The sequence below is a fragment of the Streptomyces sp. NPDC020299 genome (genome assembly GCF_044387825.1).
Taxonomy (GTDB): domain Bacteria; phylum Actinomycetota; class Actinomycetes; order Streptomycetales; family Streptomycetaceae; genus Streptomyces.
This window is the reverse complement of record NZ_JBIRWL010000002.1, coordinates 381,484-402,495: the sequence shown is the minus strand read 5'-3', so window position 1 is coordinate 402,495 and position 21,012 is coordinate 381,484. Positions and strand designations below refer to the sequence as shown.

17 protein-coding genes and 2 pseudogenes are annotated in these 21,012 nt (G+C 69.8%); 10 read left to right on the top strand and 9 right to left on the bottom strand.

Annotated features, from left to right (window positions below; all coding sequences use genetic code 11):
- Window positions 1-5 precede the first annotated feature (5 nt).
- From ACH45E_RS06005 to ACH45E_RS05995, 3 genes are all read right to left on the bottom strand, one after another.
- Window positions 6-701, bottom strand: a complete 696-nt coding sequence (locus ACH45E_RS06005; RefSeq protein ID WP_361444298.1) for a phosphatase PAP2 family protein — start codon at window positions 699-701, stop codon at window positions 6-8.
- A 300-nt stretch (window positions 702-1,001) separates the two neighbouring features.
- The gene (locus ACH45E_RS06000; RefSeq protein WP_361444301.1) at window positions 1,002-2,222 is read right to left on the bottom strand and encodes a hypothetical protein; all 1,221 of its coding nucleotides are present in this window, start codon (window positions 2,220-2,222) and stop codon (window positions 1,002-1,004) included.
- Between the two features lie 336 nt (window positions 2,223-2,558).
- The gene (locus ACH45E_RS05995; RefSeq protein ID WP_361444304.1) at window positions 2,559-3,983 is read right to left on the bottom strand and encodes a glycosyltransferase family 39 protein; all 1,425 of its coding nucleotides are present in this window, start codon (window positions 3,981-3,983) and stop codon (window positions 2,559-2,561) included.
- A 295-nt stretch (window positions 3,984-4,278) separates the two neighbouring features.
- On the opposite strand from ACH45E_RS05995, the pseudogene ACH45E_RS05990 reads away from it, so the two are divergent.
- The 3 genes and pseudogenes from ACH45E_RS05990 to ACH45E_RS05980 all read left to right on the top strand — a co-directional run.
- Window positions 4,279-5,343 (top strand): annotated as a pseudogene (locus ACH45E_RS05990) (glucose-1-phosphate thymidylyltransferase); the annotation flags it as partial.
- 211 nt (window positions 5,344-5,554) lie between these two features.
- Window positions 5,555-6,541 carry an Ig-like domain-containing protein gene (locus tag ACH45E_RS05985; protein WP_399040076.1) on the top strand — a complete coding sequence of 329 codons (987 nt, stop codon included), beginning with the start codon at window positions 5,555-5,557 and terminating at the stop codon, window positions 6,539-6,541.
- A 183-nt stretch (window positions 6,542-6,724) separates the two neighbouring features.
- A complete protein-coding gene (locus tag ACH45E_RS05980) occupies window positions 6,725-7,957 on the top strand; it encodes a GNAT family N-acetyltransferase (RefSeq protein WP_361444307.1) in 1,233 nt (410 codons plus the stop codon).
- Window positions 7,958-8,048: 91 nt separating this feature from the next.
- Here the strand turns inward: ACH45E_RS05980 and ACH45E_RS05975 are convergent.
- Window positions 8,049-8,165: pseudogene (locus ACH45E_RS05975) on the bottom strand (threonine dehydratase); the annotation flags it as partial.
- A gap of 233 nt (window positions 8,166-8,398) precedes the next feature.
- Between ACH45E_RS05975 and ACH45E_RS05970 the strand changes: the two are divergent.
- The 6 genes from ACH45E_RS05970 (at window position 8,399) to ACH45E_RS05945 (ending at window position 15,991) form a co-directional block, all read left to right on the top strand.
- Window positions 8,399-9,256 carry an inositol monophosphatase family protein gene (locus tag ACH45E_RS05970; RefSeq protein ID WP_361444310.1) on the top strand — a complete coding sequence of 286 codons (858 nt, stop codon included), beginning with the start codon at window positions 8,399-8,401 and terminating at the stop codon, window positions 9,254-9,256.
- 384 nt (window positions 9,257-9,640) lie between these two features.
- The gene (locus tag ACH45E_RS05965; protein ID WP_361444313.1) at window positions 9,641-10,699 is read left to right on the top strand and encodes a LacI family DNA-binding transcriptional regulator; all 1,059 of its coding nucleotides are present in this window, start codon (window positions 9,641-9,643) and stop codon (window positions 10,697-10,699) included.
- Window positions 10,700-11,165: 466 nt separating this feature from the next.
- Entirely contained in the window at window positions 11,166-12,665 is a 1,500-nt protein-coding gene (locus tag ACH45E_RS05960) for a glycoside hydrolase family 32 protein (RefSeq protein WP_361444316.1), read from the top strand.
- Between the two features lie 80 nt (window positions 12,666-12,745).
- On the top strand, window positions 12,746-14,092 hold the full coding sequence (locus ACH45E_RS05955) for a sugar ABC transporter substrate-binding protein (protein ID WP_361444319.1): 1,347 nt from the start codon (window positions 12,746-12,748) through the stop codon (window positions 14,090-14,092).
- 190 nt (window positions 14,093-14,282) lie between these two features.
- The gene (locus ACH45E_RS05950) at window positions 14,283-15,152 is read left to right on the top strand and encodes a sugar ABC transporter permease (RefSeq protein WP_361444322.1); all 870 of its coding nucleotides are present in this window, start codon (window positions 14,283-14,285) and stop codon (window positions 15,150-15,152) included.
- Window positions 15,153-15,154: 2 nt separating this feature from the next.
- Window positions 15,155-15,991: a carbohydrate ABC transporter permease gene (locus ACH45E_RS05945; RefSeq protein ID WP_361444325.1), complete on the top strand. Its 837-nt coding sequence runs from the start codon at window positions 15,155-15,157 to the stop codon at window positions 15,989-15,991.
- Here the strand turns inward: ACH45E_RS05945 and ACH45E_RS05940 are convergent.
- Window positions 15,981-16,871 (bottom strand): hypothetical protein, encoded by an 891-nt coding sequence (locus ACH45E_RS05940; protein WP_361444328.1) that lies wholly within the window; start codon window positions 16,869-16,871, stop codon window positions 15,981-15,983. The genes ACH45E_RS05945 and ACH45E_RS05940 overlap by 11 nt on opposite strands.
- 129 nt (window positions 16,872-17,000) lie before the next feature.
- Complete coding sequence (locus ACH45E_RS05935) at window positions 17,001-17,918, bottom strand: NADP-dependent oxidoreductase (protein WP_361444331.1); 918 nt, start codon at window positions 17,916-17,918, stop codon at window positions 17,001-17,003.
- 163 nt (window positions 17,919-18,081) lie between these two features.
- Between ACH45E_RS05935 and ACH45E_RS05930 the strand changes: the two genes are divergently transcribed.
- Window positions 18,082-18,501, top strand: coding sequence for an ASCH domain-containing protein (locus tag ACH45E_RS05930; RefSeq protein ID WP_361444334.1), 420 nt, complete (start codon window positions 18,082-18,084; stop codon window positions 18,499-18,501).
- Here the strand turns inward: ACH45E_RS05930 and ACH45E_RS05925 are convergent.
- The 3 genes from ACH45E_RS05925 to ACH45E_RS05915 form a co-directional block, all read right to left on the bottom strand.
- Window positions 18,440-18,982, bottom strand: a complete 543-nt coding sequence (locus ACH45E_RS05925) for a hypothetical protein (RefSeq protein ID WP_361444337.1) — start codon at window positions 18,980-18,982, stop codon at window positions 18,440-18,442. The genes ACH45E_RS05930 and ACH45E_RS05925 overlap by 62 nt on opposite strands.
- A 145-nt stretch (window positions 18,983-19,127) precedes the next feature.
- Window positions 19,128-19,889, bottom strand: coding sequence for an SDR family NAD(P)-dependent oxidoreductase (locus ACH45E_RS05920; RefSeq protein WP_361444340.1), 762 nt, complete (start codon window positions 19,887-19,889; stop codon window positions 19,128-19,130).
- The gene (locus ACH45E_RS05915; protein ID WP_361444343.1) at window positions 19,886-20,893 is read right to left on the bottom strand and encodes an NADP-dependent oxidoreductase; all 1,008 of its coding nucleotides are present in this window, start codon (window positions 20,891-20,893) and stop codon (window positions 19,886-19,888) included. The genes ACH45E_RS05920 and ACH45E_RS05915 overlap by 4 nt, the downstream gene beginning before the upstream one ends.
- Between the last annotated feature and the right edge of the window lie 119 nt (window positions 20,894-21,012).

The window sequence follows — 21,012 nt, the reverse complement described above, 5'->3', positions numbered from 1 at the left end:
TGACATCAGCGGTGCTCCCGCCGACCGGCCTCGGCCATCCGATCGCCCGGTCGGTCGGCCATCCGGTCGGCCAGCCGGTCGACCAGCCACGCGGTCGCCGGTATCACCGCCAGCGCGGTGCACCAGCCGCCGAGGACGTCGGTCGGGTAGTGCGCGCCCAGGGCGACCTGGGCCCAGCCCATGGCGGCGCCGGCGGCCAGCGCCGCGGTGAGCACGAGTGACGTGCCGGCCGTCCTGCCGAGGCCGAGCCGCCCGGTCGCGGGCAGCGCCACGACGAGGGCGAGTGCGGTGAAGAAGGCGGTGTGCCCGCTCGGATAGGACAGGTTGCCGTCGCCGTGGATGGTGCGTCCCACCAGGTGCTTGAGCAGCGTCGCCGTCCCCACGGTCAGGGCGGCGCCGACGACGACGAGCACCGCCGCGCGCGGAAGCCGGAGCAGCAGACAGCCCGTCACGATGGCCAGGACCAGCATCACCGCTCCCCCGGGCTCCCCCAGGAAGTCCAGCGCCAGCGCGACATGCCGCCACGGCGGTCCCACCCCGTCCACCGCCGCCCCGATCCGCGCATCCACCCTGCCGGGCCGGCCGTGGCCCGCGTACAGAACCCCGAGCACGACGACCACCAGCGCGGCGAGGGCCGCGACCGGCCCGAGCCACGCGCGCAGCAACGGGGGCGGTATCGCGGGTGCCGGCCGGGCGGTCACACGCCCACCGCGTCCTGCTGATGCCCGTCCCGGCGACCGCGCAGTCGAACGACCTTCGACTTCTGCCGGCACCAATTCCCCACCAACGTGCCCCCCGTCGTGTCCGACTCGGCCCGCGCGGGAGCCGTCAGCCTGGGCAGCCCCGAACTCGCCGACCTGTCCAACGCCCACTCTGGCACAGCGGCCGTTGTCTTGGCTTCAGGAACTTCACCCGTGCTGTGCCCGGCGCCCGCGCCCACGTGGGCAGGCGCGCCGGCGGCGGCCTGCCCTGTGGTGCGCGTGCGCTGGGCGTGCGGTGGGTCAGTCGGGCAGGCGGTCGAGCAGCCAGTGGCACAGCTCCTCGGTGACGGCGGTGTGGTCCGTCGTGGTGGAGGAGCAGATGAAGTCGTCGCTGTCGCTCTCGGACGGGTCGAGTCCGTCGATGTTCGCGTACAGGTCCTTCTGCACGTCGATGTCGCGGATCGAGACGGCGCTGACCGAGGGCACGAAGCAGACGCTCTCGTGCCGGAGGTCGACCTGAGCGCCGCCCTTCTTCAGCGTGTCGGCGAGGATCCCGTAGGTGTGGAGGCTGCCGCCGGGCGCGCCGTCGAGTTCGGGGAAGCCGGAGGTCTTGATCGTCTTCTCGGCCTTGGGGAACCTGCGCTTCAGCTCGGCGACGATGACGTCCCTGCCCTGGGCCTGGGTGTAGAAGGTGGTGCCGGGGTAGATCCGCTCGACCTTCAGCGCGGTCTCGCCGGGCGCGACGGGCAGGCCGGTGCCGTCGCCGCGGCCGTTGGCGAGCGCGAGGATGCGGGGGATGCGCGGCCAGTTGCCGAACCGCGCCAGCTGCTCCAGGAACTCCGTGCGCTCCGGTGCGATCCCGATCTCGCCGCTGCTGGGGTCGTAGTGCCGCCAGAGCATCTGCCGGGCGGCCGGGCTGTTCATCTGCCGGGCGAAGTCGTTGGCGACCGGGATGAAGTGGGCGAACGCCTGGACGCCGACAGGGATGACGGCACCGCGGTGCGGGGTGTCGTAGGAGAAGTACACGCGGACGCGGTGGTCCATCCGCTGGGTCTCCATGCGGGCGAGGGCGTAGCGGGTGATCAGGCCGCCCATGCTGAAGCCGCCCACCGTCAGCCCGGCGTCTCCGAGCTGCTCGGCCAGGGTCCGCATGATGCACGCGGTCGCCGCCTCGGCATTGTCCAGGACGGAGGCGCTGCGCTCCTCGAATCCGAGCAGGATGACGTCACGGCCCCGGCGGCGCAGCTCGCTCAGGAAGGGGTAGCCGCTGTCGAGGCCGGCGTAGAGCCACTTCAGGTCGCTCTCGCCGAGGTTGAAGCCGTCGGCCATGATCACCGGCCGGGTGATGCCCTGGTTGCCGTCGCCGTAGAAGACGTGGGCGAAACCGTTCGGCAGCGGCCACTGCTCGTCCGGCTCCGGCACCGGGTAGGGCAGCTGGACCGGGGGCGTGGAACTCAAGGGGGTGGGGAGCGTGAATGCTCCGACGCTCTGCTCGGCCTTCTCGTCCTGCTGTTCGGACACAGCCGGTCTCCTTCCGGATCCGCGCGGGGCGCAGCAGCCCGGCGGACCCGGGCTGGAGGGCTGCGAGCGGTGCGAAGATCACAATCATCTTCAGCGCATGCTCCGCCGCCACTCCGTACGCCGCTCGCTGAGTCCCTCGTACGGAGGCAACCCGGGCGCCCCCGAGCTGGGACGAGGCGTGGGGACGCCACGGCCGGGCGCAAAGGGGGCCGCGCACTTCGTGGTCTTCGACTTGCCGCATGCCTGTGCTGACGGGCCGACCGGACGTCCGGTGCCGTGCGGCCCTCGAGGACCTCTTCGCGGAGCATCGGGCTGTCTCGTCGAGCGGCGGCGAGTTCAGCCGCGACGGCGTTGGTAGACCATGACTTCGCGGCCTCGTTCGCTCCTTTCGGAGCAGCGGATGAAGTGCGCCTCGAGGACTTGCTGTTTGATCCTGTCGCGGGCGGTGGTGGGGGACGACGCACCGCCGTCGGTGACGACCACGATGCGACGGGCGGTCAGCATGGCGTCGGCTATCTGCTGCGGGGTGCCCTCCACGCCGTTCAGGGTGCCGGATTCCAGCGGGCTCTCGACGAGTGCCACGTCGTCGGTCCCGGTGAACGCGGCAGGTGAGACAAGGGCGGTATCACGACGCGCGGCGGGAATGTACAGCACTGCGTCACCCGGCTCACGGACCGCGGCGACGTTCCTGGCCGTGGACAACACGTCGTCGATCCGGCCGCTCGCGCTGCGCAGGGACACCTGGACGGGGAGCAGCCCGAGGAAGGCGAGGACCACGAGTACGCCGATGGTCCGGCGAGGTGAGCTCCGGACGCGTGATGCGAGTGCGTCGCATGCCGTCCCGATGAGCAACGCGAGTCCGACGTAGCTGAACAGGATGTAGCGGGTCTGGTAGACGGGGTGGGCCACAGAGACGGTGACCAGCAGGAGCGGTGGGAGGACAAGGAGGGGCAGGGCGAGCGTGGTGAGCGTGAGCCGGGCTCCGCCGGGCACGCCGTCGGCCGTCCTCGATCGTGCGGGCCATGCACACAGCGCGCCGGCGAGCAGGGTCAGTGCGAGACCGAGCAGCGTGCTCGGTCCGATCGGGGGGATCCAGGCGATCTGCCCCTCTTGCGCCTGGCTCGCGATGACGAGGGGCAACGTGCCCGCCACGGCGGAGCACGCGGCGCAGGTCCATCGCAGGACGATCGCGCGGGGCGCGCGGGCAAGGGCAATCGTCACCGCATGTGCGAACAGCACCAGGAGGGAGAACCAGTTGAGCAGCGCGGCCACCAGCACGGCCGTGCCGTACGCCGCCCAGCGGCCCGTGCCCGGACTGTCGACCGCCGCGACGAGCAGCCGGCAGGCCAGTGTCACGCCGGCGGTCACCAGAGCGTACGGGCGTCCTTCCTGGGCATACTGCTGGACCGCCGGGAGCAGGGCGAACGCCAGGCCCGCGGCCGGGCCGGTGCACCGGCCGGCCAGTCGGTCACCCAGAAGGGTGATCACGACAGCGGCGCATGCCATGGCCAGGACGGAGGGCAGCCGCAGGGACCAAAGGCTGTCCCCGAAGACAGCGAAAACGACGTGCATGAACATGTAATAGAGGCCGTGGACCACATCGACCCTACCCAGAAGGTGCCAGATCTCGGGGATGGTCCTGTGGGCCGCTTCCCACGTCGCCGCCTCGTCACGCCACATGCTGTTCTCACGGGTGATCCCCCACAGGCCGAGTAAGAGGGTGACCGACAGGGGGCCCACCGCGCTGACTGTTCTGGACATGACAAAACCCCGAATGGCGCGAAGATGACGGTCGGAATTCCGGACGGCCCGCGGGCCGCCGCTGATCACCTGCAACGCTAGGCGCCGGAGTGATCTTGGGCGTCACCTGCCTGGACGACGCCGGGGACCCGTCGCAAGTACTACTGCCTGCTCAGGGTGGGTCCGCAGACGTACGCCCCGGGTGCCTGGCCGGCCGGCAAGCGCACGAGTCGGTGGGTTCGGAGCGCAGGACGCCGGAGTCGATCGCGCGCGGCACCACCCCGTCAGCGAGTCCGGCTTGAGTAGGGTGATGTACATGAAGGCACTTTTATTATCTGGTGGCTCCGGTACCCGTTTGCGCCCCATAACCCATACATCGGCGAAGCAACTTGTACCCGTCGCGAACAAACCGGTGCTGTTCTATGGTCTGGAGGCGATCGCCGAGGCGGGCATCACCCAGGTCGGGATCATCGTCGGGGACACCGCCGAGGAGATCCGGGAGGCGGTCGCCGACGGCTCCGCGTTCGGTCTCGACATCACCTACATTCCGCAGGCGGCGCCGCTGGGGCTGGCCCATGCGGTGCTGATCGCCCGTGAGTTCCTGGGCGAGGACGACTTCGTGATGTACCTCGGCGACAACTTCGTCGTCGGTGGCATCACGGATCTGGTGGACGCCTTCCGCAGCGAGCGGCCGGACGCCCGGATCCTGTTGACGAAGGTGGCGAACCCGACCGCGTTCGGCGTGGCCGAGCTGGACGCGGCGGGCCAGGTGATCGGCCTGGAAGAGAAACCCAGGCATCCCAAGAGCGAACTGGCGCTGGTGGGCGTGTATCTGTTCAGCCCGGTGATCCATGAGGCCGTGCGCGCGATCGAGCCGTCCGCGCGCGGCGAGTTGGAGATCACGGATGCCGTCCAGTGGCTGATCGGCGCCGGACGTGATGTGCGCTCCACGACGATCTCCGGGTACTGGAAGGACACCGGGAACGTCACCGACATGCTCGAGGTCAACCGCTCGGTGCTTCAGACCCTGGAGCGCCGGATCGACGGCACGGTCGACGACGACAGCGAGATCGTCGGCCGGGTGCGGATCGAGCCGGGAGCGAAGGTGACCGGCAGCCGGATCGTCGGTCCGGTGGTCGTCGGCACCGACACCGTGATCACCGACTCGTACGTCGGACCCTTCACCTCGATAGCCGGCGACTGCCGGATCGAGGACAGCGAGATCGAGTACTCGATCATGCTGCGCGATTCCTCGATGAGCGGCGTCCGACGGGTGGAGGCCTCCCTCATCGGCCGCAACGTCGAGGTCACTCCGTCGCCCCGCAAGCCCGCCGCCCACCGACTCGTCCTCGGCGACCACAGCAAGGTGCAGATCGCGTCACGACGGGTTCGCCAGCAGCGCGGCGAACCCGGCCAGGTCCATCCTCATCATCACCGGCCCCTTGCGGTGGTGCCCGAGGAAGCGTCACTGGGGGCCCACACCGAGTTTTGAGACACGTTTTACGCAGCACATGCAACTGCGGCCCGCACTCTCGCCGTCTGACAGACAGTCGGGCCCGCCAGGGCCGAAGCACGAGAGAACGGGGCAGGTCGTGGGACGGCGCAAGGGCAGCATAGGGATCGCACTCGTCACGGGTGCCATGCTGGTGGGCGCGAGTGCCTGCGGCGGTGGCAGCGGTGACAAGGCGGGCGGGGACGACGCGAAGGCGCCGGGCAAGCCGAGTGCGAGCGCCTCTCCCAAGCCGACGAAGCCCGCGGGCCCGCCGATGCTGCTGGAGACGATCACCCCGCAGACGGGAACCACGGTCGGCGTGGCCATGCCGATCTCGGTGGTCTTCACGAACCCGGTGGCGGCGAAGGCACGGGCCACGGTGGAGAAGCACATGAAGGTGAGGACCTCGCAGCCGGTGGCCGGCGCCTGGCACTGGTTCGGCGACAAGCGCGCCGACTGGCGGCCGAAGACGTACTGGCCCTCCGGTACCAAGGTGAAGATCGACGCTGACATGAACGGCGTCAGCAACGGCAACGGACGCTACGGCGTGCACAACTACACCCACACCTTCACGATCGGCGACGACGTGCGCGCGGATGTCTCCGTGACCGGCCACACCATGAAGGTGACCCGGAACGGCAAAGCGGTGCGCACCCTGTCCATCAACGCGGGCAGCCCTCAGTACCCGACATGGAACGGCACCATGGCCGTCATCGACAAGCAGGAGAAGGTCCACATGACCTCCTGCAGCGTCGGCATCAGCTGCGACAAGGGCAGCCCCAACTACTACGACCTGACGCTGCCCTGGGACGTCCACCTGACCCAGTCCGGCACGTACGTGCACTACTCGACCGGCGACCCCAATCCGGGCAGCGGCAGCGCCCGCGGCTCGCACGGCTGCGTCCACCTGTCCATGTCGGACGCCAAGTGGTTCTACGGCCAGGTCAAGCAGGGCGACCCCATCACCATCACCGGCTCGTCCCGTGCCAAGGCCTCGGCCGACAACGGCTATGCCGACTTCAACCTGGGATGGGACCAGTGGCTCGCGGGCAGCGCGTCCGGAGAGGGGACGACCGCGACGCTGTGAAGCCACCGTCGTAGCCCACAGGGGCGTGTCCCTGTGGGCCGGCCGGATCTGCGGAGATCGAAGTGCTTCTGCCTATCAGGCAGCCCCGCGACCCGTAATTCGCTTGACCTGACCGCGGGGCGACGCTGCATTGTGGCGGGACACCACGAGTCGTGGTGCTGGTATCCCGGGGAGGCAGCAGCAATGGAGATACGTCCCACGACCGGCCAGGACCTCGACGTCTTCGTCGACACACTCCATGCCGCGTTCGGACGCTTCCCGGAAACCCCGACCGAGGGCCGCGGGGTCTGGTGGTCGGCAATCGAAATGGACCGCTGCCTTCTCGCCACGACGGCGGACGGGCGGCCCGTCGGCACCGCCGCCGCGTACTCCTTCGAACTCACCCTGCCCGGTGAGATCCTCGTCCCGGCCGCCGGGGTGACCGCCGTCGGCGTACTGCCCTCGCACCGGCGCCAGGGCGTGCTCAGCGCGATGATGCGGCATCAGCTCGCCGAGCTGCGCTCCCGAGGAGAGTTCCTCTCCGTACTGCTGGCCTCCGAGGCCCTGATCTACCGCAGGTTCGGCTACGGACCGGCGACCTACACACAGCGGCTGACGGTACCGCGCCACCGGGCCACCCTCGCCCTCCCCCGGGCGCACGGCACGGCCGACGCACCGGAAGCCGGCTCGGACACCGGCACGGTCGAGCTGCTGCGACGTGCCGAGTGCGGCGAGATCCTGGAAGAGGTCTACGACCGGTACCGCCGCGCACAGCCCGGCGCGCTGGCCCGGCCGCACCGCTGGTGGACCTTGGGCGCGGGGCAGCCCCCGGTCTCTCCGGCGCCGCGCTACGTCGCCGTGCACCGTGACGCCGACGGCGTCCCGGACGGGTATGCCAGCTATTCGATGGGCGAGGCCGAGACCTTGACGGTCGACGAGACCATCGCCACCGACGACGCCGCATTCACGGCCCTGGCCCGGTTCGTGCTCAGGCACGACCTGGTCAAGCAGGTCGTGTTCAAGCACTTCCCGCCCCAGCACCCCCTGCGCTGGCAGCTCGCGGACTTCCGCGCCGGCCAGGTGAGCGACGACACCGACTGGCTCTGGGTGCGGCTGCTGGACGTCCCGCGTGCGCTGACCGCGCGCGGCTGGTTCATGGACGGCGAGCTCGTCCTCGACGTGGACGACCCGTTCCTCGGCGAGCACGGCCGCTACCTGCTGGCCGTCCGGGACGGCAAGGCCGACTGCGTCCCGACGGACCGGGAGCCGGATCTGTCCCTGGACGTCAGCGACCTGGGCTCGGTCTACCTCGGCGGCACCGCCCCGAGCACGCTCGTGCGTGCCGGACACATCCGAGCCCACCGCCCGGGCGCGGCCGCCCTCGCCGACGCCCTCTTCCGCGCCGAGCGTTCCCCGCACTGCCTGCACTGGTTCTGAGGTTCCGGCCGTGGACGGCGAAGACGGCTGTGCGGGCCTCTCGGCCGACCTCCTCTGCCCCACAGCGACGGTTCCGACTCGGTGGAGCAGGGTCTTCGAGGATCGCCGCGATGCCGAGCGCGACCGACGGTTCGACGACGAGGCCGGCATGGTCGAGAAGCATCCGCGCACCGGCGATGATCGACGCCTCCTGGACCAGGACGGCGTCGAACGGCGGCACGGTGTCCACCGGTTCCAGGCCGATGGCTGCCGCGCCCTCACAGGTCACTCGGGGCCTTGCGGAGTCCGCCGACGAGCACCAACTCGCAAATGAGGCACCACGTTGGCTGATCGCCGCGGACAAGCGGGGAGCCGGGCCTCGCGAAAAGTTCCTTCGTGACGTGCGTCATCCTTTCGGGCTGACGGAGGCTCGTACGAGCTCGCGCGGGCAGAGTGCAACTCATGTCGAAATCATCGGACTTGACGTTCGCCCAGCACCTCGCCGATCAAGCAGCCGACATCGCCCACCGACACCGGAGGGCAGGCAACACGGCAGTACGGATCAAGAGCGATGGAAGCCCCGTCAGTGCCGCCGATCAAGAAATCGAAGAGGCGCTGCGGCGCCGCATCCACGAACAGCGTCCCGACGACGCGATCATCGGCGAGGAGAGCGGTTCCCATGGCCATGGCCGGCGCCGTTGGATCATCGACGCCATCGACGGCACGGCCGGCTTCCTCGCGGGAGACCCTGAATGGAGCACCCTGATCGCGCTGGAGGACGACGGTCGCATCACCCTGGGCATGGTCTCCGCCCCGGCGCTGAGCCGCCGCTGGTGGGCACTGCCGGACCACGGTGCGTGGAGCGGACCGCTTCCCGCCCGTTCGTCCGCTCCGGCGCACCGGCTGGGCATCAGTGCAGGCGGCAACGCCGCCGACTCCGCGCTCGGTATCTGGCCGCCCCCGAGCAGGCTGAACCACTCGCAGCGCGTCGTTGCCGCGGCCCTGGCCGCACGTACCGCACGCACCACGCCAACGCTCGACTGGTCCACGGCGGATCCGGCCGCACCTCTGCCCCGGAAGCCGTCCACGGGATCCGGCACCTGCCACGGCGCTCTTCTCGTCGCGACAGGCCAGCTGGACGCCTTCCTCCTGCTGGGAGCAGGTCCGTGGGACATCGCGGCCCTGATCCCGATCGTCGAGGAAGCCGGCGGTGTCTTCAGCGACCTATCCGGCGGGCAACGCACCGATTCCGGAGCCGCGTTGTTCTCCCGGCCCGGACTCCACCGTCAGCTCCTTGGCATCGCCGGGTCAGCTCAGTGACACCAAGTCTCAGGGTGGGGCTCAAGTTTTGCGGTGGGGCGTACTCCCGGTAATCGGTCGGGCAGGGCGATGCGCTGGGACCGGGTGGTGGGAGCGCTGGTGGCCGCCGTGTCGGATACCAGCGGCCTGAGCGGATCGTCACGACCGCACCGCCCCCTGTCCGCCGGTTTGCCCCGCCCACCAGGACCGATGCCCCAGGGGCCCAGGCACTTGGCGTGCCGTGCGCGCGGACGGCGAGCGGCGTCGGCCGCCCTGGGACAGGACATGCCGCAGCCACGAGTTTGTAACGAGCCATTGACAGGAGCTTTGGCCGTGGGCAGTCTCATCTCCACACAGTGGCTAAACGATTAGCCAACACGGAATCAACCAGTTTGGGCAGGGGTAATGGCGCGCCGGATCGGGATCAAGGACGTGGCTGCGGCGGCGGGTGTGTCCACCGCGACGGTGTCGCACGTCCTGAACCGGGTCGAGGGCAAGCGGATCAGCCCGGAGACCCGGCAACGCATCTGGCAGGCTGCCGAGGAGCTCGGGTACGCGCCGAACGGACTCGCGCGGGGGCTGAGGACGCAGCGGTCGCAGACCATCGGCTTCGTCAGCGACGAGATCGCCACCACCCCCCACGCGGGCCGGATGATCCTGGGCGCCCAGGAGGCTGCGGCGGCGGAGGGCCTGGTGCTGCTGCTGGTCAACACGAGCGGCGATGCCGAACTGGAGCGCACGAGCATCGAGATGCTGCTCCAGCGGCAGGTGGACGGCGTGGTGTACGCGGCCATGTACCACCGCGTCGTGGAACTGCCGGACAGCCTTCGCTCGACACCCACCGTGCTGCTGGACGCGCGCTCCGACAATCCCGCCGTCCCCTTCGTCGTACCCGATGAGGTCCAGGGCGGGTACACGGCGGTGCGCGAGCTGACCGACCATGGGCACCGCCGGATCGGTGTGACCGTGCAGACCGTCGACCTTCCCGCGCGGCAGGGCCGCTTGGAGGGCTACCGCAGGGCGCTGGCCGAGGCCGGTGTTCCCTACGACCCGTCGCTGGTCGCCGCCGAGACGGCCGTGCCCTTCAACACGGTCGGCGGTGACGTGGCCGCCGGCTACCAGGCCGCCCGGCGTCTGCTGACGGCGGAGCGGCGCCCGACGGCGTTGTTCTGCTTCAACGACCGGATGGCCGCCGGTGCTTATCGGGCCGCGGCCGAGTTGGGTCTCTCCATCCCCGGCGACCTGTCGGTCATCGGGTACGACAACCAGGAGCTGGTCTGCGAGGCAGTTCACCCTCAGCTGAGCACGGTTCAGCTCCCGCACTACGAGATGGGGGCACGGGCCGTGGCCCAGTTGCTCGCACTCACCAAGACGCCGGGCCGGCCACCGGGCCCGGACGCACAGGAAATGCTGCCTTGCCCGCTGGTGGCGCGGGCATCGGTCACTTCGCCGCCCCGACTCTGACACCGGGACGGCGAAGCGTTTCGCACCATGACAGGCGACCGTCGCAACCGGTCGTCATCCCTGTCAGTACTTGGAACAACGTGAGGGTACACGTATGTCCCCTGGGATTTTCAACGAGCCGTCGAACCGGCGCGGCCGGCTGATCTCGGAGAGCGCCGCCGGTGCGCCCGCAGGCGCGGGCGAGTCGGTCTGCGCGATGTCGTCCCACTCCTTTGACGCCCCGGCCCCCCAGGCGCGGGGGTACTGAGCCCGGCGCTCCCCGCCGACCCGTCGTCGGCACTTCAGCACACCTTTCCCACACCTCACCGCCGGCATCCCGCTGGGCCTCATTTCTGCCGCCATGCCACGAGGCCTGCCGCGAGTGCCGGTGAAGGCCACCTTCATCGGCTACGAGGGGATCGTGGTCGGCCCTGTCGGGTGACCGTGCGTCCCCGCATGCTCTCCGCACATACCGAAAGGCACGTGTGTGTCCACCGCGCCCTGTGATCCGTACCGGCCCGTCGCGCATCTGCGGCCACCCCGGAACTGGATCAACGACCCCAACGGGCTGGTCTTCCATGACGGCCACTACCACGTCTGCTACCAGTACAACCCTCGCGGCACGACCCACGCGAACATGCACTGGGGCCACTTCCGCAGTCCCGACCTGCTGAGCTGGGAGCCGCTGCCGACGGCCCTGTCCCCCACCCCGGGTGGCGAGGACGCCGACGGCTGCTTCTCCGGCAACGCCGTTTCCGACGGCGACCGGCTGGTCGCCTTCTACTCCGCGCACCGGGAGGACCGCTCGCCCCAGCATCAGCCGGTCGCCCGCGCCACCTCCCGCGACGGCGGCCGGACCTTCAGTCCGCGGGGCGAACTGGTCATCCCCGCATGGCCCGACGGCTGCACCATGTACCGCGACCCATACGTCTGGCGGGACGGCGACAGCTGGCGGATGCTGGTCGGCTCCGCCCTCGCTGACGGCCGCGGCGCAGCCCTGCTGTACGAATCGTCCGACCTGGACGACTGGACCTACTTGGGACCCTTCGATGCCCGTGAGCAGGAGCCGGTCGGCGCCACGGGCCTGCACACCGGCGAGGGCTGGGAGTGCCCCCAGTACCTGCCGCCGCAGTCCGAACGACCTGGTGCCCTCATCTTCAGCGCGTGGAACCACCACGACGGCGCACGCTGCGTCACCGCCCTCGTCGGCGAAGAGCGCGGCCACGTCTTCGAGGCCGGCCCACCGGTCCTCGTGGACCACGGCCCGGACTGCTACGCCCCCGCGCTGCTGCGTGCGCCGGGCGGCAGGTGGCTGCTGTGGGGCTGGTCCGGGGAGGCGCGCGACGAAGCCTGGGCGGTCTCGGGCGGATGGGCCGGTGTACTGACCCTCCCCCGGGAGATCTCGGTCGGCGACGACGGCACACTGCGTCAGCAGCCCGCTGCCGAACTGCTCTCCCTGCGCGGCGAGCGCGCCGTCCATGCCGAAGGCGTGATCCACGGCCCCGAGCCCCTGGAACTGGGCCGTGTGGGCCGCGCCTTCGATCTGACGGCCCGTCTGGAGACGAACGGAGCGGCGAGTCTGCGGCTGCTCACCACCTCGGACGGATCCGAGTACCTCGACATCCGCCTCGACCCCGACGCCGGCGAACTGGTCGTCGATCGCGACCACGCCTCGCTGGACGACCGCGCCCACCGCGGCGTCCACCGGATGCCCTGCCCCACCGGTCAGCCGGTCGAACTGCGCCTGGTCGTCGACCACTCCATCGCCGAAGTCTTCCTGACCCCCACCGGCCAGGTACTCACCCTGCGCTTCTACCCGACCGGGAACGGCCCCTGGCGACTGCAGGCCCACACCGCGCCGGGCGCACGCCTGAACCACGCCATCGACGCCTGGGAGCTGCTGCACCTCGTGATCAAGGAGCCGAGCACCGGCACCGCACCACAGGGGGCAGTCCACATGACGGAGTCATCGCCCGCGTCGCCGTGAGGCACGTACCGATCCCGAATCCCCCTATGCACCTTCGCACCACCCACCCTCACCGGCACCACACACCGGAGGCACCCACCATGAACGCCGGCAACGGAAGATCCCGCCGAACGGCCCGTACGGCCCTCGCCCTCGCCCTGCCCCTGGCGGCACTCGCCGCCTGCGGAGGCGGAGGCAGCGGCACCTCCGCCGAGGAGGGCAGCGGCACGGGCACCATCACGGTCTGGGCTCACCACGGGCAAGCGAGCGAGGCCGCCGCACTGCAGAACGCGGTGCAGGCCTTCAACTCCTCGCAAAAGAAGATCAAGGTCAAGCTGACGCTGATCCCGGACACCGACTACACCAAGACCATCACCGCCACCGACGCCTCCAAGCTGCCGGACGTGATGGAGTTCGACGGCCCGACCATGGCGAACTTCGTCTACAACAGGAAGCTCGCCCCGCTCGACACCTACGTCACCGTCAAGACCCTGGCCAATGCCACCGACGCCATCAAGGCGGAGGGCCGGACCGACGGCAAGCAGTACGGGCTGGGCATGTACGACTCCGGGCTCGGCATCTACGGCAACAAGAAGCTGCTGGACGCGGCAGGCATCAAGTACCCGACCGGTCTGTCCGACGACTGGACCGCCGCCGAGTTCACCGCCGCCGTGAAGAAGCTGGCCGCCAAGGACCCCGACGGCAAGAGCATGGACCTCCAGGAGAGCGGTGGCTTCGCCAACGAGTGGGGCACCTACGGCTTCGCCCCCGTCGTCTGGTCGGCCGGCGGCTCGCTGCTGAAGAACGGCAAGGCCCAAGGCGCCCTGGACACCCCGGCCGTGGTCTCGGCGCTGAAGACGTTCCAGTCCTGGAAGAAGTACACCGACCCCAACACCGACGGAAACGCCTTCGCCAAGGGGCGCGTTGCCCTCAGCTGGGTCGGCCACTGGATGTACCCCGCCTACGGCAAGGCCCTCGGCAAAGACCTCGTCGTCCTGCCACTGCCCGACTTCGGCAACGGCCCCAAGACGGGCCAGGGCTCCTGGGAATGGGGCATCGGTGCCGACACCAAGAACGGCAAGGCCGCCGGCGCCTTCCTCGATTCCCTTCTGAACGACACCAACGTCACCGCGATGACCACGGCCAACGGTGCCCCTCCCGGCACCAGGTCCGCGCTCGCCAAGAGCCCGCTGTACCAGCAGGGCGGCCCGCTCCAGCTCTTCGCCGACCAGCTCGCCAAGCCCTGCGGTGACAGCGACATCGACATCGACAAGTCCTGCGTCGCCGTGACCCGCCCGGTCACCGCCGGATACCCCACGGTCACCGCCAAGTTCAGCCAGGCGCTGAGCGACGTCTACGGCGGAGCCGACCCGAAGACCGCCCTGGCCAAGGCCGCCCGCGCCATCGACCAGGACTTCTCGGACAACGACGGCTACAAGCTGCCGTAGCCGGCATCCAGCGGCCGGGAGGGACACACGCCGACGGCGCCCGTCCCTCCCGGCGGGAAGAGGACCCACCGTGACCACCGTGAACCCCGCGCCCGCCACACCTGACCGGCGGAGGCCGAGCCCACCACCGGCATCCGACGAACCCGCACGGTCCCGGCGCCGCAACCGCGACTGGCTGCATGGACTGCTGATGTCCGCACCCGCCCTCGGCGGACTGATCGCCTTCGTCGCCGTGCCGTTCGTCTACGCCGTCGTCCTGTCCTTCTACAACGTGCGGCTCGGCTCCCCGCTCCCGCCACGCTTCTTCGGCCTCGAGCAGTACCGGCGTCTCTTCACCGACCCCGACATGTCCGGCCCCTTCCTGCGGGCCCTGCTGAACAACCTGACCTTCGCCGTGGTCGTCGTACCGCTGCAGACGGGCCTCGCCCTGGCCCTGGCCATTCTGCTCAACCGCAAACTCAAGGCGATCGGCGTCTTCCGGTCCCTTTTCTTCCTGCCGGTCGTCTTCCCCATGGCCCTTGTCGCCGTCATCTGGCGGCTCATCCTCGCCCGCAGCGGTGACGGCCTGCTCAACTCCGCGCTGCACGCGGTGAGTTTCGGGAACTGGGGCGCCTTCGACTGGCTCGGCGACGGGCTCACCGCCATGGCCTCGATCATCGTGCTGTCCATCTGGCAGGGCGTCGGCTTCCAGATGGTCATCCTGCTCGCCGGCCTCCAGCAGATCCCGGGCGAACTCTACGAGGCCGCCCAACTCGACCGGGCCTCCCGCCGGCAGCAGTTCCGCCACGTCACGCTGCCCGGCATCCGCGGCACCCTCGTCTTCGTCGCCATGCTGACCTCCGTCCTGTCCTTCCGCGTCTTCGACCAGATCTACGTCCTCATCCACGGCGGCGGACTCGACGAAGACGCCACCCGCACCGTGATGTACCAGGCGGTCACCACGGCCTTCGACCAGAACAACATCGGCCAGGCGGCCGCGATCACCGTCGTCTTCTTCCTGATCGTCGTCGTCCTGACCCTCATCCAGCGCCGCGTCGTCCGCCCCGGCAACGAGGACTGATCATGACCCGCACACCCCTGCGCCGCTTCTTCGACTACGCCGTCCTCAGCGTCCTGGCGTTCATCTTCGTCCTGCCGGTCCTCTACCTGATCCTCGGCAGCTTCAAGCCCTCCGACCAGGTACTCAACGGCCTGACCGGCTTCCTCCCCACCCACCTGTCCTTCCGCAACTACACAGCCGTCCTGAACAGCTTCGACTCCGATGCCACCGGCTACCTCTGGCGTTTCATGGGCATCTCACTGCTCCTGGCCACCGTCGTGGTACTCGGCGGTCTGATCGTCAACTCCATGGCCGCCTACGGGCTCTCCCGGCTGCGCTGGCGAGGCCAGGACGCCGTCTTCACCCTCATTCTGCTTCTCATGCTGGTGCCGTTCGAAGCAGTCGCCGTCCCGCTGTTCTACATGTTCAACGACCAGCGCAACACCATCTACATCCAGGCCGTCCCCTTCATCGCCAACGCCTTCTCCATCTACCAGTTCGCCACCTTCTTCCGCTCGATCCCGCCCAGCATCGAAGAAGCCGCCCGCATCGACGGCGCCGGCCCCTGGCGCACCTTCTTCGCGATCATCGTCCCCATGAGCAAGCCGGCGTTCGCGTCGGTCGCGATCCTGACCTTCCTCACCCAGTGGGGCTCCTTCCTCTGGCCCGTCCTGATGGTCTCCGACCCCTCGGTGCGCCCACTGCCACTGCAGATGAGCGTCTTCCAAGGCCAGATGCCCGTGGACTGGGGCCAGGTCCTCGCCTTCGGCGTCCTGCTGGTCCTGCCCGTCCTGATCGTCTTCGCGTTCTTCCAGCGGTGGTTCGTCCAGGGCGTCGCCAGCTCCGCCGTCAAGGGCTGAGTGTTTCCACCTCGCTGCTGCTGGGCGAAGTCGCTCGGGGTGGCCCGTGTGAGCCCCCCCCGCTTGCCCCGGCGTGCGTCAGAAGGCGAGCGCGGGTACTCCAAAGCCCCTCGTCGCTCATCCCGATCGCTTTCGCCAGCTGCGGTACGAGCACCTGGTTGTCGCAGTACGACGGGTGGACCGCGCCGTCGGCCTGAACAACGGTCGCCGTCCCGCCCTTCGACCAGCCGAACATGCCGACGCGGTGCGGGTCGAGCGCGCCGCACAGGCCGACTGGCAGCGGCGGGTGTTCGGCGTCGGGGTTGTGCCCGGCACCGAGCTCCTCGACACGGTCGATGACGAACCGGACATCCTTCGCGAAGTCCGCCGGTCCCAGCGCCCGTCGCGGGTCGTCCAGCGGAGGACGCCCCCGGCCGTCGGGGAACTCGCTGAACGCGTCGTCCGTGTGATCCACCGTGACCACGACGGTGGCGTCGGAGCGGTGATCGTGCGCGCCGTGCGAGAACACGACGACGGGCAGCCGTCCTCCCGTTCGCCGCCCCGGGGCGCCCTCGTGGCCGGCCGTGAGCGGTGCGAGCGCGGCGTCGGCGGCGAACCCCGCGGACGTCAGTAGCGCCCGCAGAGGCGCGGCGGGCATCCAGGGCGCCCGCGGGTACCGCCGGACGTCCCGGGCGGGGTACCAGACGCCGGCCATCAGCTCGCGGTGCCGGCCCGGGCCGGCCGCGGGATCCGGACGTGAGGCGTCCACAAGATACAGCGACACCGTGCCCACCGGGTACGGTCCGGTCGGCTCGGGCAGGATGAGCCGCTGCGGGCCCGGAGCGGGCTGCGCGGCCCACGCGGGGCGTGCGACGCCGAGCGGCACGGCGGCGCCGGTCACCAGTGCGCCTCCCGACAGATGACGGCACGTCAGCCCGACCGAGCACATCCGACCGGCGGATGCACAGCGCGTCACGCACGGAACCACGGGGCTGCATCTGTGGGTTGAGCCGACGGGCCACCGAAGGGGCTACGGCCGGAGCACGATCTTGCCGTGAGTGTGCCGCCGTTCCAGCTCGCGGAAAGCGTCCCGCACCTGCTCCAGCGGGTAGGCGCGGGCGATCGGCACCTCAAGCTCCCCGCGCGCGGCGAGCCGGGCGAACTCACCGACCACGACCGCGCACGCCGCCGAGCCTTCCCCGTAGGTCCGCGCACCGACCTTGGCCGCGGCCTGCCAGTCGCTGATCGTGTTGATCCGCTCGGGCCGCACGCCCAACTCCGTTGCCAGCTCCACATAGCCGTCGCCGAACGTGTCGATGAACGCGTCGACGTTCCCGCCGGCGGCCTGCCGGATCCGCTCGGCAACGCCCTCCCCGTACTCGACCGGGACGGCACCGCGATCCGCCAGCCAGACGTGGTTCCGCTCGCTCGCCAGCCCGATCACCGTGGCGCCACGCCGCCGCGCGAGCTGTACGGCGAGCGACCCGACGCCGCCCGCCGCACCTGACACCACGACCGTGTCGCCCGGTCCGGGGTCCACCGCGAACACGGTGGCGTATGCGGTCGTGCCGGCCACGTACAACGACCCGGCCACGTCCCAGGGCAGGTCCTCCGGGCGAAAGACCACGTTCACGTCGTCGACCACGACGAACTCCGCGTGGCTCGCCCTGTTGTGGGTGAAGCCCAGGACCTCATCACCCACCGCGACACCGCGCACGTGTGGGCCCGCCTCCACCACCACGCCGGCCAGATCGCTGCCCTGCCCGGAGGGAAACGTCGCCGGCCAGCGATCGTGCCGCGCGCCCTTGCGGATCATCACCTCACCGGGCTGGATCCCGGCCGCGCGGACCTCGACCAGCACCTGCCCGGCGCCGGGCGACGGCCGCTCCACCTCCTCCACCCGCAGCACATCGATCCCGCCGTACTCATGGAACCGCACCGCCTTCATTGCGTGACCACCGCGCTTTCTCGCTCGGATCGTGACGGCGCGTTCAACGACTCGGGAACGAAGCCGTATTCCCCGAGCGGGGCCCGAGTGTCTGGTGCAAGTTCCTTGAATGCAGGGGATGGTGACGCTTGATCACCCCGACCGGGCTTCGTACGATCGCTCGATGGGACACGACGATCTCCCGACCCTTGAACTCGCCTTTCCCGGTCCGGAACGTGACCGTGGTGTGGCGGCGATCGTGAGCGGTCGGAAAACCGCGCTCACGGGCCTCCTGGAAATCTACGAGCACGCCGGAGAGGCAGTACCGGTGGCCGGTCAGCGATTCTCAGTGCTTGATTCCGCAGGCCGTCCGGCCGTCACGATCGAGCTCGTCGAGGTACGCGTCGTTCCCATGAAGGAGATCGACGACGACTTCGCACGGGCCGAGGGACGCGGCTACTCCGACGTCGCACAATGGCGGGCCGCCCACGAGGACTTCTTCCGGAGTGACGGTGTGAGCGGGTTCCTGGGTCGCACGCCAGTCATCGATGATGACACTCTCGTCGTCGCCGAACGCTTCCGAGTGGTCGCTGGAGGGTGTTGATCTGCCAGGCGAGGACACCCGTGGCGCCCTTGGTGCCGACGACATCGATCTGGACCTCTCCGTCGCCCTTGATGCGTCGCTGGACGACGGACTGGTCGCAGGGGACCTTCGCGTCGGAACCCGACGCGGAGGGGACGATGGTCAGGCGCGCGCTGCCGTGCCCGACGCAGGTCAGAGCCAGCTGGTATGTCCTGCCCTTGCGAAGCACCGGCCGGGTGTGGATGCCGTCCCCGGTACGCTCCGATCCGCCCTCCAGGAGCGTACCGCCAAAAACGCCGGCCACGATGGCTGACGCCTGTTTCACCAGCACCTTCTCGGGCGGTGAACTCGGCGCGTGAGAGCGGGCGTCGGACTGCGGGGTCGGCGTGGCCCGGTCGGCGCTGTGGCTGTCGGAATCCTGGCCGCAGGAGGCGAGGAGCAGAACAGACGCTGCTGCCGCGGCGCAGACCGCGGCCGTGCGCCGGGTGTGCGGGCGGCTCATGACGACGTCTCCCAGTGATCAATCTGCGACAGGGCCTCCACGTTGTACGACACGACGTCCCTGGACAGCACGCGAATTGACCGGGGTTCAGGTACTGCGACGTAGGGCGGGCAGGTCCTGCATGACGCCGCCCCACGAAGCCGTGTCAGACGCCGACGGGCTCGCCCGGGCCGGGGACGTTGCGGAACCGGAACGGCTCCGGTTCGCGGCCGGGTTGGACGAACCAGCACTCTCCTGTGCCGCCGCCGGTGACGATCCGCAGTACGGCGTCCGCGACGTCCTGGGCCGGGATGACCGGCAGTCCCTGCTCGGAGAGCATGTCGCGCAGCGGGTCGATGATCCGCGACTCGGCGAACCCCGGGCAGATCGCGTTGAAGCGCACGTTCTCCCGCGCGAGAGCCGGTCCCAGGGAGCGTGCGAGTCCCACGACCGCGTGCTTGTTGGCCGCGTACAGGGGGTCGAGCGGTACGGCAGCCAGGCCCGCCAGGGACGCGGTCGCCACGATCGATCCTCCACCGCGGGCCCGCAGCGCCGGCAGTACGGCGTGGGTACCGAAGACCACACCGTCGAGGTTGGCGCCCATCGCCCGGCGGTATCGCTCCGGGGCGAAGTCCTCGCCGACGCCGCATCCCGTCGCCACGCCCGCGTTGAGCAACGCGATGTCGACACCGCCGTACCGGTCCTGCGTGAACTCCACCAGCGCGCGGTTGGCGTCGAGGTCGGAGACGTCGCAGGCACGGAAGTCGCCGTCGACCAGGTCGGCCACCTCCCGGCCGCCCTGCGCGTCGAGGTCGGCGACCACCACGCGCGCCCCCGCCTTCGCCAGCGTCAGCGCCATGGCCCTGCCCAGTCCGCCGGCACCGCCGGTGACGATCGCGACCTTGCCCTCGAACGCGCCGGCGGTCACGTCAGCTCCAGCACGAGCTTGCCGACGTTCTCGCCGCGGAAGAGCATCTGGAACGTCTCGGGGAAGTCGTCCACGGTCCCCCGCACCACGTGTTCCTTGACCTTGATACGGCCGGCACCGATCCAGGAGGAGATCTCCTGCGCGGCCTCCGCGTAGCGCTTGGCGTAGTCGAAGACGACGAAACCCTCCATGCGGGCGCGGCGCACCAGCAGCGAGAGGTAGTTGGAGGGGCCCTTGACCGGCGTGGCGTTGTTGTACTGGCTGATCGCACCGCAGATCACCACGCGCGCGTGCATCGCCAGCCGGGTCAGGGCGGTGTCGAGGATGTCGCCGCCGACGTTGTCGAAGTAGACGTCGATTCCGTCGGGGGCGTGCTCGCGCAGCGCCTTCTTGACGTCGTCGGCCCGGTAGTCGATGGCCGCGTCAAATCCCAGTTCGTCGGTGAGCAGGGCACACTTCTCGGGTCCGCCGGCGATGCCGACGACCCGGCAGCCCTTGGCCTTCGCGATCTGGCCCGCGATGGTGCCGACCGCGCCCGCCGCTCCCGACACGACGACCGTCTCGCCGTCCTTCAGCGCGCCGACGTCCAGCAGACCGAAGTAGGCGGTCATGCCCGGCATGCCCAGGGCGCCCAGATATGTCGAGGCCGGGGCGAGCGAGGTGTCGATCTTCATGGCGCCCCGGCCGTCGGACACCACGTACTCCTGGACACCGAACGTGCCGACCACGTGATCACCGGGCTGGAAGTCGGGGTGGTCGGAGGCCGTGACCTCGATGACCGATCCGGCGCGCATCACCTCGCCGATGCCCACCGGCGGCAGGTAGGAGGGGCGGTCGTCGAGCCAGCCCCGCATGGCCGGGTCCAGGGAGATGACACGCGTCCGGCCGGCGAATCGGCCGGGACCCGGCTCCTCGAGCGGTACGGAGCTGTGCTGCCAGTCATCGGGCTTCACTTCGCCCACGGGTCGGGCTCCCAGACGGATCTGGCGGTTGGTCGCGGACATCGCGCCTCCTGTCGTTCACGGCTGAGGCTGACCATACCGACCAGTAGGTACGTCTGCGAGCGTGATCTTCACCACACACGTCCATCGCGCGGATGCGACTTCGAACCCTAAACGTGATG

Bases quoted from the DNA above. Each gene is read 5' to 3' on its own strand.
- ACH45E_RS05995 (WP_361444304.1), bottom strand. From the start codon at position 3,983: ATGTCCAGAACAGTCAGCGCGGTGGGCCCCCTGTCGGTCACCCTCTTA.
- ACH45E_RS05980 (WP_361444307.1), top strand. From the start codon at position 6,725: ATGGAGATACGTCCCACGACCGGCCAGGACCTCGACGTCTTCGTCGAC.
- ACH45E_RS05970 (WP_361444310.1), top strand. From the start codon at position 8,399: ATGTCGAAATCATCGGACTTGACGTTCGCCCAGCACCTCGCCGATCAA.
- ACH45E_RS05965 (WP_361444313.1), top strand. From the start codon at position 9,641: ATGGCGCGCCGGATCGGGATCAAGGACGTGGCTGCGGCGGCGGGTGTG.
- ACH45E_RS05955 (WP_361444319.1), top strand. From the start codon at position 12,746: ATGAACGCCGGCAACGGAAGATCCCGCCGAACGGCCCGTACGGCCCTC.
- ACH45E_RS05950 (WP_361444322.1), top strand. From the start codon at position 14,283: ATGTCCGCACCCGCCCTCGGCGGACTGATCGCCTTCGTCGCCGTGCCG.
- ACH45E_RS05945 (WP_361444325.1), top strand. From the start codon at position 15,155: ATGACCCGCACACCCCTGCGCCGCTTCTTCGACTACGCCGTCCTCAGC.
- ACH45E_RS05935 (WP_361444331.1), bottom strand. From the start codon at position 17,918: ATGAAGGCGGTGCGGTTCCATGAGTACGGCGGGATCGATGTGCTGCGG.
- ACH45E_RS05930 (WP_361444334.1), top strand. From the start codon at position 18,082: ATGGGACACGACGATCTCCCGACCCTTGAACTCGCCTTTCCCGGTCCG.
- ACH45E_RS05925 (WP_361444337.1), bottom strand. From the start codon at position 18,982: ATGAGCCGCCCGCACACCCGGCGCACGGCCGCGGTCTGCGCCGCGGCA.
- ACH45E_RS05915 (WP_361444343.1), bottom strand. From the start codon at position 20,893: ATGTCCGCGACCAACCGCCAGATCCGTCTGGGAGCCCGACCCGTGGGC.